General features: G+C 39.6%; 17 protein-coding genes. All 17 read left to right on the forward strand.

The window, feature by feature from the left end; all coding sequences use genetic code 11:
- The first annotated feature begins 18 nt into the window (after positions 1–18).
- Entirely contained in the window at positions 19–1,398 is a 1,380-nt protein-coding gene (locus ABN702_RS08110; RefSeq protein WP_417900195.1) for a PepSY-associated TM helix domain-containing protein, read from the forward strand.
- A 16-nt stretch (positions 1,399–1,414) separates the two neighbouring features.
- Positions 1,415–1,885, forward strand: coding sequence for a FixH family protein (locus ABN702_RS08115; RefSeq protein WP_417900196.1), 471 nt, complete (start codon positions 1,415–1,417; stop codon positions 1,883–1,885).
- Positions 1,886–2,173: 288 nt separating this feature from the next.
- Complete coding sequence (locus tag ABN702_RS08120; RefSeq protein ID WP_417900859.1) at positions 2,174–2,944, forward strand: DUF817 domain-containing protein; 771 nt, start codon at positions 2,174–2,176, stop codon at positions 2,942–2,944.
- 241 nt (positions 2,945–3,185) lie between these two features.
- The gene (locus ABN702_RS08125) at positions 3,186–4,313 is read left to right on the forward strand and encodes a YibE/F family protein (RefSeq protein WP_417900197.1); all 1,128 of its coding nucleotides are present in this window, start codon (positions 3,186–3,188) and stop codon (positions 4,311–4,313) included.
- Positions 4,310–5,083 (forward strand): YibE/F family protein, encoded by a 774-nt coding sequence (locus tag ABN702_RS08130; protein ID WP_417900198.1) that lies wholly within the window; start codon positions 4,310–4,312, stop codon positions 5,081–5,083. The genes ABN702_RS08125 and ABN702_RS08130 overlap by 4 nt, the downstream gene beginning before the upstream one ends.
- 199 nt (positions 5,084–5,282) lie before the next feature.
- On the forward strand, positions 5,283–6,539 hold the full coding sequence (locus tag ABN702_RS08135) for an ATP-binding protein (RefSeq protein ID WP_417900199.1): 1,257 nt from the start codon (positions 5,283–5,285) through the stop codon (positions 6,537–6,539).
- Positions 6,540–6,911: 372 nt separating this feature from the next.
- On the forward strand, positions 6,912–8,009 hold the full coding sequence (locus ABN702_RS08140; RefSeq protein ID WP_417900200.1) for a hypothetical protein: 1,098 nt from the start codon (positions 6,912–6,914) through the stop codon (positions 8,007–8,009).
- Positions 8,010–8,077: 68 nt separating this feature from the next.
- The gene (locus ABN702_RS08145; RefSeq protein WP_417900201.1) at positions 8,078–8,629 is read left to right on the forward strand and encodes an AAA family ATPase; all 552 of its coding nucleotides are present in this window, start codon (positions 8,078–8,080) and stop codon (positions 8,627–8,629) included.
- A gap of 10 nt (positions 8,630–8,639) precedes the next feature.
- Positions 8,640–9,023, forward strand: coding sequence for a nucleoside 2-deoxyribosyltransferase (locus ABN702_RS08150; RefSeq protein ID WP_417900202.1), 384 nt, complete (start codon positions 8,640–8,642; stop codon positions 9,021–9,023).
- Between the two features lie 79 nt (positions 9,024–9,102).
- Positions 9,103–9,360 (forward strand): hypothetical protein, encoded by a 258-nt coding sequence (locus ABN702_RS08155; RefSeq protein WP_417900203.1) that lies wholly within the window; start codon positions 9,103–9,105, stop codon positions 9,358–9,360.
- Between the two features lie 248 nt (positions 9,361–9,608).
- Positions 9,609–10,316 carry a DNA alkylation repair protein gene (locus ABN702_RS08160; protein WP_417900204.1) on the forward strand — a complete coding sequence of 236 codons (708 nt, stop codon included), beginning with the start codon at positions 9,609–9,611 and terminating at the stop codon, positions 10,314–10,316.
- A 164-nt stretch (positions 10,317–10,480) separates the two neighbouring features.
- Positions 10,481–10,945 carry a helix-turn-helix transcriptional regulator gene (locus ABN702_RS08165; RefSeq protein ID WP_417900205.1) on the forward strand — a complete coding sequence of 155 codons (465 nt, stop codon included), beginning with the start codon at positions 10,481–10,483 and terminating at the stop codon, positions 10,943–10,945.
- Positions 10,946–11,077: 132 nt separating this feature from the next.
- Positions 11,078–11,251 (forward strand): hypothetical protein, encoded by a 174-nt coding sequence (locus ABN702_RS08170; protein WP_417900206.1) that lies wholly within the window; start codon positions 11,078–11,080, stop codon positions 11,249–11,251.
- Positions 11,252–11,520: 269 nt separating this feature from the next.
- Entirely contained in the window at positions 11,521–12,096 is a 576-nt protein-coding gene (locus ABN702_RS08175) for a delta-aminolevulinic acid dehydratase (RefSeq protein WP_417900207.1), read from the forward strand.
- A gap of 215 nt (positions 12,097–12,311) precedes the next feature.
- Positions 12,312–13,781: a S8/S53 family peptidase gene (locus ABN702_RS08180; RefSeq protein WP_417900208.1), complete on the forward strand. Its 1,470-nt coding sequence runs from the start codon at positions 12,312–12,314 to the stop codon at positions 13,779–13,781.
- A 14-nt stretch (positions 13,782–13,795) separates the two neighbouring features.
- A complete protein-coding gene (locus ABN702_RS08185; RefSeq protein ID WP_417900209.1) occupies positions 13,796–14,530 on the forward strand; it encodes an alpha/beta fold hydrolase in 735 nt (244 codons plus the stop codon).
- The gene (locus tag ABN702_RS08190; RefSeq protein ID WP_417900210.1) at positions 14,531–15,091 is read left to right on the forward strand and encodes a GNAT family N-acetyltransferase; all 561 of its coding nucleotides are present in this window, start codon (positions 14,531–14,533) and stop codon (positions 15,089–15,091) included.
- Position 15,092: the final 1 nt, after the last annotated feature.

Raw genomic sequence — 15,092 nt, forward strand, 5'->3', positions numbered from 1 at the left:
AGTTGGAGGAGTATGCTTATGGAAGACAGAACGAATCAACAAAAGGGCAAAAATCAGACCAGAACAGGCATCTACCAAACCATGTGGAGATGGCATTTTTATGCTGGCATCATTTTTGCTCCTTTTTTAATTATCTTGGCATTCAGCGGCGGGGTCTATCTATTCAAGCCGCAAATAGAATCTTATTTATATAAGGACCTTTATTTTGTGGAAGAGACAAAGGAAACAAGCCTTTCTGTCAATGCACAGCTGGAAAAAGTAAAAGAGGAATTTCCTGATGCATCGGTCACAAGAATGTCCACTTTCGAGGAGGAAGAAAGAAGTACAAAGTTTTCTACCATGCAAGATGGAGAGGCCATTAGTGTCTTTGTAGACCCATATACAGGGAATGTCCTTGGGGAACTGCCGGTAGAGAAAGAGCTGATGACAATCTTTGTGAAATTGCATAGTGAGCTGCTTGTAGGAGGAACAGTTGCCAATCGATTGGTGGAGATGGCTGCATGCTGGGCCATCATCCTGTTGCTCACAGGTTTATATATATGGTGGCCGAGAAACCGTGCCTCCATCTGGGGAACGATTCTCCCGAGATTAAGAAGCAAGGGAAGAGTTTTCTGGCGGGACATGCATGCAGTCCCCGCATTCTGGTTATCACTTGGACTCATGGTTTTGATTCTGACAGGTCTGCCATGGTCAGGCGTTATGGGTGAACAGATCAATAGAGTGGCAACGGCTACCAATACAGGATATCCTGCATTTTCATTCAGTTTTGGTGAAAAGCCTGAATCGGTGACAGTAACGAAGGACCTAGCTGAGGAAGTGCCGTGGGCTGCGGAAAATATTCCCGTGCCAGCTTCCACCAGCAATCAGTATGTTCCCTTGACTTTAAATGAAGTTTCGTCAATTGCAGTAGACAAGCAAGTCCAAAAGCCATATAACATTTCCATGCCTCAAGGAGAAAGTGGCGTATTCACCATTTCCACCTCCCACGCCAAGCCATTTGATAATGCGACGCTGCATGTTGATCAATATAGTGGAGCGGTTTTGACGGATGTACGATATGAGGACTATGGACTGATGGGAAAAGCAATCACGCTTGGTATTGCACTTCATGAAGGGAAATTATTCGGGTTGGCAAATCAATTACTTGGTTTGTTTCTTTGTATCGGCTTAATCGGAATGATGATCAGCTCCCTTATCATGTGGAGAAAAAGGAAGCCGGTAAAAGGAAGTGGTGCACCAGGCAAACATGTGGACATCAAAATAAAAAGAGCAGTTACCATAATCATGCTGCTACTGGGACTTGTCATGCCGCTTGTTGGGATATCCATTATTGTGGTTCTCCTCTTGGATAAATTGGTGGTTACTAGAATAAAAAAATTGAAAGAATGGTTAGGATAAGGAAGGCGTGAAAAAGATGAAAAAATTTGGAGCTGTATTGATTCCGATCCTTTTATTGATCGGTTGTACCAGTGCACCTGAAGAGAAAACAACCCTTGAAGTGGTAAAGGTGGAAACGGAACTTCCTGCTGACGTACAAATAGAGGAGGAAGTCGACATTCGAACCCATGTGACCCAGTGGGACGAAAATGTGGAGGATGCCAAGGAAGTGCAGATAGAGATCTGGAATGTGGAGGAAGGAAAAGAAAACAGTGAGCTCATCGATGCTGAACATAATGGCGATGGGATATACGAAGTGAAATATTCTTTTGAAAAGAAGGGAATCTATCGGATTCAATCTCATGTAACGGCACGTGACATGCATGTGATGCCCACCAAGCAATTGGTTGTAGGTGACTTAACCCAGGAACAAATAGACGAGATTCTTGGAAGTGTAGAGAGCGCCGAGGAAGAAAGTGATCACGAAGGCAGTGGACACCATCATTAATTGCTTCTTGGTTGCGGGATAAAATATAATTATTGATACCGTTACTTACAAATGAAAAAAGTCTGTATGTAAAAAAAGCATTCCTATTTTATGAGGAATGCTTTTTTGTTGATAAGTAACAAGGTATTTGCAAAAAATCAATAATTATTTATTGTTAATCAATAAATAATGTATTATTATGTAATTGACCTTAAGTAAAGACTAATAGAAGAACAATATAGGATCTCAGAGAGGATGGGATAAAAAATGGATCATCAGATTGTTTTGAAAAAGGAAAAACAATGGTTCATAAGAGGAATAACACAGCTCGTCCGCTTTGGTTGGGAGCAGGCACTTTCCTGTTTGTTTCCTGTTGTTATTTTTGCCTCATTGGCTATTACACAAATCATTCCGCTGCCCCTGCTGCCTCGCTATGACTGGCTGCTCATCATCTGCCTATTGATGCAGTGGTGGATGGTCCGATCCGGACTTGAAACACGGGATGAATTAAAGGTTATCACCTTGTTTCACCTTATCGGTCTTGCGCTTGAGCTTTTTAAGGTACATATGGGTTCCTGGTCCTATCCCGATGAAGGATATTCCAAAATATTCGGTGTGCCTTTGTATAGCGGATTCATGTATGCAAGTGTAGCGAGTTATCTTTGCCAGGCGTGGAGAAGGCTTGATGTTGACCTGGTGAAGTGGCCACCGTTTATTGCCGTTGTTCCTCTTGCTGCTGCGATTTATTTGAATTTTTTCACCCATCATTTTTGGGTGGACATTCGTTGGTGGCTTTCCGCACTTGTTATCATCGTCTTTTGGAAATCATGGGTCATCTACGAGATAAATGGGACTCGATATCGTATGCCCATCGCACTTTCATTTGTTCTTATCGGATTTTTCATCTGGATCGCGGAAAATATTGCAACTTTCTTTGGGGCATGGGAATATCCAAACCAAACCGATTCATGGAGTCTCGTTCATCTAGGAAAGGTAAGTTCATGGCTCTTATTAGTGATTGTTAGTTTTCTGATAGTTGCTACTTTAAAGCAGGTAAAGAGAAAACTTCCGGTGGAATAGAAGATGATCAATGTTACAAAACGTTTCATGTAAAAAGCAGTGCGATTTCAATCGTGAACTCCACTGCTTTTTTATTTTTGCATCTCTTTGATTAAGATTGACTCGCCCTTTAAGTTTCAATAGGGAAGAAATGTTGATATATTAATAGGAGTATTCAAAATGCAAAATATGTAGATAGTATTTAGAGAGAAATGGAACAGTACTGTTGATACCTAAAGAGTGGAAGGAACTATAATTAAAAGTGAATAAATTTAAAAAAGTGGTAATCAATCATATTTTCTTGTATGCCTTATTAGGACTTTGTTTTATATCATCGGTTGTATTTGTTAACCACAATCATTCATTTTATGACGAACCGATAGTAGAAGTAATTGAAACAGATTTGAAAGATAAAGAAGAAGTGATTGATTCCTTTAATAATAAGGATCTTATAACAACACAGGGGATCATTGCTAAAGTGAAAAACGGGAATCATAAAGGGGAAATCATCCAATTAACAAATAAGTATTCTTTATCCGGGGCATATGATCAGGAACACCATGTAGGAAATGAACTGTTTGTTTCCATAGATGCAAACAAAGCAAAAAGTTCACCACTAACTGGAACCATCACAGGAGTCAAAAGAGATACCTATGTTTTGATTGTGGCATGGATTTTTGTCTTTGTTTTACTTATCGTTGGAAAGAGGCAAGGATTTTTTTCCATCGTCAGTTTAGCGGTGAATGCAATATTGATATCAGTTGTATTGGACATTTTTCTGCATTCGTCAAATGTAAGTTTGTTATTTATTTGTGGGATAAGTGTCATTTTGTTTACAGTAATATCCTTATTTCTGGTGAACGGTTTTAATGAAAAGACGTTTGCGGCGATTGTTTCGACGTTACTAGGAACTTTTTTTTCGCTTTTGATCACATTTCTGGTGATGTGGTTGACAAAGGAAAAAGGTCTCCGTTATGAAGAAATGCAATTTCTGACCAGTCCTCCTCAGATGGTGTTTATGGCTGGATTATTGATAGGATCATTGGGAGCTGTTATGGATGTAGCCATTACCATGTCCTCTTCCATCTTTGGATTGTATGAAGAGAAGCGCGACATATCAGTAAAAGCACTCCAAGCTTCAGGCATGGAAATCGGGAAAGATATTATGGGGACGATGACAAATATTCTGTTTTTTGCCTATATTAGTGGTTCTATTCCAATGCTTATTTTGTATCTTATGAATGATTTTCCCTTTGGAATAACACTTTCTATCAACCTTTCATTGGAATTGGCACGAGCCTTGGCCGGTGGAATCGGCATCGTTCTAACGATACCGATAGGACTATACATATCTATTTTTTTCGTTAATCGAAAGAGGGCACGATTATGAATGTATTACTCGTACTGGCAGCTATTTTATTCCTATTAATGGTACTCATCGGTGGAAGAAAAGGAGCACGATCTTTTATCGCTTTAATATTAAATTTTGGTGTTCTCTTTTTTACAATACTATTTATGACAGATCCGAATGCCGATCCGATCATTTTAACTCTGATTGCCTCTGCACTGATTAGCTGTATTACGCTGTTTTTCATTAATGAAGTGAACCTTAAAACGAAAGCTGCTTTCTTGTCAACGATTATCACGATTGTTATTTTATTATTATTTATCCTCATTGTGGCAGATAAGTCCATGATCCAGGGATTTGGTAAAGAAGAAATTGAGGAAATCAGCATGTTCTCCATGTATCTTGGAGTAGATTTTGTAAAAGTCGGAGCATCCATGATTATTATGAGCACGATTGGTGCAATCACGGATGTAGCCATAGCCGTTGCCTCTCCCATGCGTGAAATATTTTTTCATAATCCAACCATTAGCCGAAAAGCTTTATTCAACTCTGGATTAAGTATCGGAAGGGACATCTTGGGAACCAATACGAATACACTATTCTTCGCCTTCTTTGGTGGATATATCGGTTTGTTTTTATGGTTAAAGGAATTATCATATTCAGTTGGGGAAATCGTAAATTCCAAAGTATTTAGCGTGGAGATCATCACGATACTTTGTGCCGGAATCGGTATTGCACTGATTATACCGATTACTTCGTGGATCACAGCGTTTTTTTTAGTGGGAACAAGAGGGAAGAACGAGTCTATTTAATTTGGATAGTTAATGGAAATACAAATGCAAAAGAAGGGAGTTTATCTGAAAAATAGGTAAGCTCTTTTTTTGTGAAATGGAAGAAAAAAGTCGACAAACTTTGATACCTATAAAGTATAATTGTGGAAGAATTATAAATTTTTATTCTGTCCTATCCAAACTGTTATGAAATGGAATAAAAAATGAGAAAGGTACGAAGATGAGTATAATAAAAGATTTTTTGCTGCAATTGACGCTTATGGTAATCCCTATATTTATTTATTTCACATTTATTACGGAGAAGGTTAAGGGTGATCAAAACAAAAACGTACTAATGACCATTTTATGGGGGATATCCATCATATTATGCATGTCATTTCCACTAACTTTCGGTCAGGATGCCCGTTTGGATTTAAGGTTTATTCCGCTTTTATTTGGAACCTTATACCTCGGATTTCGTCCAGGAGTCTTTCTTTCTGGCCTGGTTATCCTATATCGCCTTTATTCGGGTATCAGCATTGGATTTTACACAACTGTTCTTGTCTTATTATTGTCACTGCCTGTCATTTTGTTTTTCCAAAAATCATTTGCAAATTCGAATAAAGATAAAAGAGTTAAAATTGCGGTGGGTCTAGCCTTTTACTACTGTCTGATGGGCCTTACTTCATTTGGTATTCTAAATGGCTTTTCAATCGATGCTGTGAAAGTGCAAATTATTCATCTTATCTTTGTAGTGGCAGTTACATGGATCTTCACAATGTTAATGGAAACAATCAAGGAGATACATCAGCTTCGTTCAGAGCTGCTAAATTCGGAAAAATTACGGGTAGTTAGTGAGCTGTCGAGTGTTTTCGCTCATGAAATCAGAAATCCTATGCAGGTTACTCGTGGATTTCTGCAGCTTTTGAACGATCCACAACTGCCTAAAAATAAGAAGGAATATATCAAAATATCCATTGAAGAGTTAGATCGTGCAAATGAGATAATTGACGAATTCCTTATGCTAGGAAAACCCGCCATAAGTAACAATATAAAAGTAAACGCAGGATACCAGTTGGAGCGTGTTATAAATATCATACAAGGCTACAGCATAAACCATCAAGTTGAAATCAAAACGCAAATACAAGATAGCTGCTGGATAGATGCCAATCCTCAAAAACTGAATCAATCCTTGATTAATATCATGAAAAATGCGGTAGAGTCTATGCCAGACGGTGGAACTGTATGGGTTACTTGTACTTCAACGGATGATGAATCAATAAAAATCACCATTAAAGACCAAGGAATTGGTATGACAAAAAAACAGATTGATAGGCTCGGATCTCCGTTTTATTCTTTGAAGGAAAAGGGAACAGGATTGGGTATGATGGTAAGCTTTCAGATAATCCGTTCTTTCAAAGGTAAAATGATTGTGAACAGTGAAAAAGGGATGGGTACAGAGTTTATTATCTTGTTACCGCAAATATCTAAGTCTTAACCCCAGTTCCTAAAGGAATTGGGGTTATTTGTAAGCTCGATAATCCTGTCGATAACCTAGACTAAGTTCATATATAAAAAAAATTAATATTGTGTTCCAGAAAATAATTTGAAATAATTGGTAAAGAGAGACTGAGGGGGAGCCCCTGTCTATACCGTTCACCTTTCTAGTGCTAATAATCCAAATTTAGCAATATTCCTAGAGTGGATAAAGTCTGAAGAAGGGCAAATATTAGTAGAAAAGACGGGATATGTGCCATTTTACAAATAGTTTTTTTAGGTAGTATATTAAGATTCTAGTAGGCGGGTTTATTTTGAATTTGGCTTTTTATTCAGTCGCAATACAAATATATTATTAAAGGAGTATTATCTAATGAAAGCGTTTGAGGTTTTTGAAGAATATAAGAAGTACAACCTGGAGGATCCCACTAAAGATAATGATCAATTGTTGTTAGAGTCCTTTGATTTGGTTCAACAGGAAGTAGTCCAATCAAATTATTCAATTGAAAGCGTTCGGTTGGCACATAAGATATATGGATACTTAGGTGACAGAGGCTTACAGTTGAGAGTGGACATGATGAGAAATTTTTTGGAAAAGAGCGATACTGAATCGTTGACTGATCGCTTCTGGGCTAATTGGGAAATGGTGGACAACTTGGCTCTTTTAAAAAAATATAAAGAAATGATAGATGAACAGCGTGCATTTTTAGAATGGTCAAGAGAAAATATCGGCCCAAAATATTGGATTAAGGTGATGTATGACAGTACACAGGCCGTAGGGTGGTTTCAAGAGGGAAAAACAGAAGAATGGTTTGACATTTATCAAGAATTATTGACCAAGATTAGCCCTTCAGAAACTAATCGTCATTCTAGGATTCTATTTGTTGAAACTGCTTCGGGGCTGTGTGCATATGAACGGAAAGATTATGAACAGGCATTTAAGGAAATTCAGAAGTATCATGATATCCTGCATGAGGACGAAATGTGGTCGGATTATGACAAGTTCTATATCCGTTATGTTACATACATGTTGGAAACATATGTTGGAAAAAAGGAAATGGATAAATATGATGAATTAGTCAACGAAGTAGTTTTGAAGATTGAAATTAAATTTGATCAAAACGAGAAGGGGCTGAGTGATAATATTGATGAAGTCTGTGATATGGCACATGACATAGCTACATGTTTAATGTGGGAAAAGAGATACGAGCAAGCAAAAAAGCTTTTCGAAAAAGCCATTGAGTATCAGGGAACAGGAGTCACTCATTTCTTCTATGCCATATGTATTTGGGCTAAGCATAAAGACAGAGATGAAACATTACACCACCTTAGAATGGCCGAGAATAAAATAACTGGTAATGGTGGACTGCGATCAAGGTATATACATATGTTTTTGGAGCAGCCAGAGTTTAATGATGTACGGGAGGATGTAGAATTTTTATCAGTGTTCAAGCATGTGCCGATTGGATGAAGTTTTGCATTTGATGATTGGGATAATGCATTACTTAGTTAATTCTATGTAACAAAGGAGGTAACCTTATGAAACGGCTAATGATTCTTACCGTAGGAAAAACGCACAGCGGGAAATCTACGTTTGCCAGACTTCTAGAAAAAGAGCTGAACAACTCTATTGTAATGGATCAGGATAACCACGCAGAATTTATCAACACCTATTACAGGAAGATGCAACCAAAACAAGGACCGAATACGCTCAAACACGCCATCTCTCGGCTGATTGTCGACTATGCAAAAGAGCAGACGGATTCCCACTTGATCATATGTAATTCCAACCGGTATAAAAAAGGAAGAGAATATCTTCTGAATGAGCTATTCCCTACTGAAGAGTTTGTGCGCATTCTCGTCCATTTTGATATCCCTGATTATGTCCTTCAGGCGCGAGTGTCGCAAACGGAGCGGAATACGAAAATATTCAGAAGTGCATCCACCTTTGAAGAAGTTCTGAGACGTCAGCAGACTGAGGTCGTGACAGACCCTACAGAAGGAGAATCAGAGTATTTTTTCGTGATTAGAGACAGTGAAGAAGTAAAGAATGTTATTCAGACGATTGTAGAAATTTCGCATAGTATATAGGGAGGTTATCATGAAATTTTATGTTGCATCAAGCTTCAATAATATCGACCAAGTCCGCTACATAAGCGAAAAATTAAAAAGCTTGGACCATATCCATACATACGATTGGACACAAAACGAAAGAGCGGCAACACTGGAAGACCTGAAACAAATCGGACAGCTGGAAAAGGACGCAGTCGCAGAAGCCGATTTTGTAGTGGTAATACTACCAGGGGGGAAGGGGAGCCACATTGAATTGGGGATTGCTATTGGTCTCAACAAAAAAATCATTCTCTACTCTCCTGATCAGTCAATCTACAACTTTACCACTACGAGCACCTTCTATCATCTGCCTGAGGTTGAGAAATTTATTGGGACATTGGATGAGTTGGTGGATAATCTTGTCACAATGTGAGGGAAAATCTCAAAATGAATCAGTATGAAAGGGGAATAAACTTGAGGAACCCTTTTCTATAGATATTGGAGGTTCCGATATGTATGTCAATCATAAGAATCTCAGAATAATAAAAGTATCAAACGATAGAAATGGACATTTAATGAAGTTGGAGATAACCCTATTTGATGGTATTGCTATTATACGTTGGGGGTTGGACGAATTCACTGCAAAGGGAATCAAAGAGATAGTATCTAGGATTTACTTCGACAGCCTCGAAAAGGAATATCACTATGAGCTGTTGCCGTACGTTGGCACATGCGTGGAAAAGCCAAAAGGGAAGAGGAAATTCATCTGACATGTGAGATGTGTGCAACGGCGCCAAGCTGCAAGGATTGAATTTGAATGTTCGGAGAAATTTGCCGGTAATATGGAGTGGTTAAAAAAAGAAGTAAGTACTTTAAATGATATTAAGCATTTATCCTGGGGCCTATGGGAGGAACAACGATAAAAGTGGCAATAATTTGAGGAGACACATATGAATGGCGATAAGTTAGTTTGTTATAATGAATTAAGAGTGATTAGAAAGAAAGGAAGTGCGAAGCTATGGATTTCGAAACGGTTATGCAGGAGCTTGAAGCCCTCGGCAAGGAACGATCTAAAAAAATGTACATATCTAATGGTGCGAAAGAACCGCTTTTTGGTGTGGCTACAGGATCTATGAAACCTATTGCAAAGAAAATAAAAATCAATCAAGGGTTAGCTGAAGAGCTATATGCAACTGGTAATTATGATGCCATGTATTTTGCAGGCATTATAGCAGACCCCAAGGCTATGACTGAGTCGGATTATGATCGTTGGATGGATGGAGCGTATTTCTATATGCTGTCCGATTATGTGGTGGCGGTTACTCTGGCAGAATCCGATATTGCACAGGACGTTGCTGATAAATGGATTACAAGCGCTGAAGAACTTAGAATGTCAGCAGGCTGGAGCTGCTATTGCTGGCTTTTAGGAAATCGGAAAGACAATGAATTTTCCGAAAGCAAGATTTCCGATATGCTTGATAGGGTGAAGAATACAATACTCGATTCACCGGAACGAACAAAATCTGCAATGAATAATTTTCTATATACAGTTGGGATTTCTTTTAAGCCTCTCAATGAAAAGGCAATTGAGACCGCAAAGGCAGTAGGTATAGTAGAAGTCAAACGGGACAAGGAAAAAAGCAGTTTCCTTAATGCCTATGAGAGCATCCAAAAAGAAATGGATAGAGGGAAACTTGGTTTCAAACGGAAATATGTAAGATGTTAAAGTGGCGTTGGGGCTGTTAATCCATAAAGATTGACGCTCCTTTTTTGTTGAAATTTTTTTAATAGGAATAATACTCCTGGATATTTTTCTGAACATTATTGTAATTCAGATATTAAAAGTGTAAAATTACACATATATGATAAAAAGGAGCTATAAAATAAAAAATGAACCAGACAGATGTCATTAACTTAATTTCTAATAAATTAAAATTGATTCGCATTGAATATGACTACACACAAGATAAAATGGCAGAAATTTTGGGTATTTCCAAGAAAACGTTGGTTCAGATCGAAAAAGGCAGAAATCCCGCAAGCTGGACGGTGACGGTAGCAGCCAGTGCACTGTTTAGAGAAAGTGAGATCCTCACCTCTGTTCTTGGAGCGGATCCGTTGGAAGTCATTGAAACCCTTGCGCATGAAAAGATAGATAGTCCAAAAGATAAAACAATGGGAGGTAAGGTGTGGTGGAAAGAAGTCAAAGTAATAGGGAAATTCCGCCTTCAGCAAAATGTCATCAGTCAGCATTATCGGATTCTGGATGATCTTGATTTTCGCTGGTATAGCTCATTTAATGGGGAAGAAGCATTACAGAAAATAAACGAATTATCCAAAGACAAGAAAGGAGATTAGACTGATGGAAATATATATTGTCCTCCTGATAGTCGTTCTATGCCCTGTTTTTTTGTTAGCCTGCTATTTATCTGAAAGGCTTGATCTTCAATAGAATTGACTTCAAAAAACTCTAACTAATGGGAGTGTAGCATGAATAAAAAAGTATTAGCTGTCTGTTTCACACTTTCCATGGTAATTGTACCTATAGGATTCTTTTACTTGTACGCACTTTCTGGTGAGAAGACAAGACATGAAGCAACACTTTCTTACTTGAAGGAAGATAGGGGGTATAAACAAAACGAGATTAAAAGAGTGGTTGTGTAACATAGTTTTTTGAGTCTCCTCCTTTCCTATCAACCATGGAGTATCAAAGTAGTATTCAAGGATGAACCGGACGCTAACTATTATTATCATTATGAAGACGGAGTAATGTCTCAAGGCGGACTATCAGGAAGTATTCCTGATGAATTGTACCATCATCTTGAAGGCGTGCCTCCTGATATAAAGAAAAATAAAAACTAAAGCAGTCGGGGGAAGAATATGCTTGAGAGAAGTATAGAAGTATTTTAGAAGAGTATTAGAGGGGGATATTCATGGGCAAAACAAACAAGCATGTCGCATTAATCGTTGGGCCGAATAGTGAAATGGAAGCACAGGCGATTCGGTCAGCGCTGGAATATTTCCAAATCAGGGTAACTACCTATTGGATAGGCCGTCCGAGGGATCTGATAGAGGTATTGACAGGGGAAGGTTTAATGTCCGAGACGGATTGTCTTATACTATCCTTTCATGGAGAAGAAGGGGAGCTTTTGATGCCTGTGCTTGAGGAATCTGTTTATGAACTGGATGAACCGAGGGGGAATTTCGGTTCAGAAGAGATAAAGGTGTTTGGAAACCTGGCTGATAGGCTGGTAATCGGGAATGGCTGTACATTGGGAAGGCCAGACTTAGCCAAGGCATTTCTTGCTCAAGGCTGCAGAGCATACATCGGGCCAGGAGATTACATAGATGGAAACGCAGCGCTATATTTTATCATCCGATTTTTCTATGAGCTGATCTCAAATGGAAAATCGGAAAAAGAGGCATATGACCTAGCCAAGTCAACCGACAATGAGACTTGGCTGTATGAATGGTATTCATCTGAAAAAGTTCTTGGATTTTCAAAATAAAAAAGGAATTTCCAATTAAAAGAAGAAACTTATAGAAGGGTACTACTATTTGTAAACGGAAGGCATTCCGCAAAAAAAGTTCGCACAGGGGTGGATTATTCATAATCACCTCTATATACGAATGTGATTACAGTTCTTCATTGATTAATATTTGGTGCATTTCTTCAAGTAGGGGGAGTGCATTTTTTCTTTGATTGAGAAAGAAGGAGATGATTATGGAGAAGTTAACAGATAATCAGTCGAAAGTAGAAGTATGGCTAAAGGATATGGAGCGTCGTGTGGAACCGACCTGGAAGAGACTTGGCTTGCCTGAAGCACCTGATGTGATGGAATCAGGGAGAGAGATTGGCATCATCATTCTGGATAATATCATCCCCCATAAGCTAGTTCAGCATTTAGAGGGGCGGTTAAAGCAGGTCAAGGTGGCGGAGGATGGGAGCGTATCCTGCCTGGATGTTGCTTCCGAGGAACCTCAGCCAATGAATGGAGCGGTAGAGCATGGAATGATGACCTTGCAGCTCCTGTCACATCTGCCAATTGAAATGAATGGCCATTCCCATGTAGGCTTGATCCCTGCCGCTACATTTATCATGTTATCGGAATATGAGCCGAAGAAGATAGAGGAAGGATTAACCTGGATACTGGAAAGGCAGGAGGAATGGAATGTCCAAATCCTTCTGAATCTAATGGTTCCAAATACAAGAGAAATGGGAGCGATGAAGCTTACAGCCGAAGATCCCTTAGTACAAGCGATGCAACCAGCGCTTCAAGCAGGCCTCTTGATTGTCGCTGCTAACGGGAATACCCTAGCGCACAACAATCTCCATCCCTCTGACTTCCTAGTTGTAGGAGGCTATGATGACTGTGGAGCTTCGGATCCCCAATTACATAGGCGACATTCTGCTGTGCCATGGGGAATGAATGGAGATGGCAATGTCCGCCCTGATGTTTTAGCTCCTTTCAGTTATTTGCCCGTTCCATATTGTGAAGTGAAATCGTCCCAGCGTGTCTTTTCCTTTTTTGGTGGATCTTGCGGTGCGGCTGCTCTGGTCACAGGGGTATGTGCAAAGCTGCTTGCGAGGTATCCTGAGTTGGATGTTCAATCTTTAAAGAGAATGCTAGTTCAAAATGGGGATTTACTGCTGAATGAAGCGATTCCAGCAATGAAGATAAATTTCTCCAAAGCAGTTGAGAAAATGGGGATAGTCTTAAGGGGACAAGACCCTTATTCTATTGCACCGGAAAAGGAGTCTGTGGCTGTCGTCATGCGAGCTAGGACACTGACCGAATTAATTGAAGAGAAGAAAATTACAAGAGAAGAATTATGGCAGCAACTTAATGATGAATCCCCGGTTGTTAGAAAAACAGTAATTTCCTATGGCCTCAAAGCGCCTATGAATGAGTTGGAAAGAAAGAAGTACTGGGATTATTTTCGTACGAGTCAGAGAGAAGATGGTGAAAGAATTGCCTGGCTTTATCAGTTGCTCATAAACGCTCCCTCTGGAGAATTGGACCAATGGATGGAGCTACTGAATGAACAAGAGCTAGAAATTACCCTATGTGTAAAAATTTATCTTGGGATGAATTTTAGCGATGCCCCGGAAATTCCGTATCATCCAGATCCTGATCCAGAATTTATTGCGCTTACGACAAATTCAGTGTTGGACTGGTATAAGGAGAAATAAAGAGGTGGAATTAAATGGAAAGATACATGGAAATAGAGGATACCAAGCTTTGGACAAAGAAACGGGGTCATGGTGTTCCTGTCCTCCTGATAAGCGGAGGGCCGGGTTGCTGTAATTACATGGAGCCTGTTGCTGAGCTTATTAACGGATTTTCAGAAGTCATCATGTTCGATCCAAGAGGCTGCGGTCGGTCTACCTTTGATGGGAATGGATACGATTTGGATGTTGCGCTACGTGACTTGGAGACCATTCGCCTAGAGTATGGGATTAAAAAATGGGTGGTCATCGGGCATTCCTGGGGTGCAGATTTGGGGCTCGCTTACGCCCTTGAATATCCTGAATCTATTATAAGCTTTGTTTCTATATCAGGGACGGGAATTCAGAATGATAGAGATTGGAAGGAAGCCTACATGAGAAACAAAGACGAGATCGGTGAGGTGCTTCCTGACTTTGAATATGAAGCCAGTAAGACTGTCCACCGTTCCCTCATTGACTCTTGGAGAGCATACATTAAAAGGCCCAGTCTCCTGAAGGAAATTGCAGAACTCGATCTCCCAACAATATTTATTTTTGCAGAGAATGATATTCGACCTTCCTGGCCAATTGAACAAGTGGCAAATCTGATAAGAAATTCTAGATACATAGAGTTGGTGGGGGCAGAGCATTATATTTGGCAGACAAAGCGGAAAGAATTGGGTGTAGTGCTTCGGGAGTTTATAAAGACAGGTAATGGAACGGGAGTGAAATAGATGATAGATTTGAGCAGTAAACCACATATCGTGGGAGAGAAGGTTATCCTGCGACCTTTTCTGGATGAGGATATTCCTTTTATAGAAGAGTGTCTGAAGGATCCGGAGGTTTTCAAACTGACAGGAAGCACCGATGATTACGATGAGGATGCGGTCGTTAAATGGTACATGACAAGGAATGATCAGAAGGGCCGCCTGGATCTTGCGATTGTTGATAAGGGTTTGAATGTTCTGGTTGGAGAGGTTGTGGCCAATCTTTATCAGGAAGAGAAGCAGAGTATGAACTTCCGGGTACTGATAGGACCAAGGGGACGAGACCTTGGTTTCGGAACGGAAGCTACCGGACTTTTCATGGATCATCTTTTCCAAAATACGAAACTGAATCAACTGACTCTCAGTGTTTTTGACTTTAATCCGAGAGCGAAAAAGGTATATGAAAAGGCTGGCTTTATCGTTGAAAGTATCGACAAGCAGGAATTGGAATTTGAGGGAGAATGGATCGACTCCATCAATATGGTGTTGACCAGAGATAACTGGCTGAAAATCAGAAAAGGGGATTAAC

Origin of the sequence: Bacillus haimaensis, from assembly GCF_048270625.1 — a bacterium.
In the GTDB taxonomy this organism is placed as follows: domain Bacteria; phylum Bacillota; class Bacilli; order Bacillales; family Bacillaceae_I; genus Sutcliffiella_A; species Sutcliffiella_A haimaensis.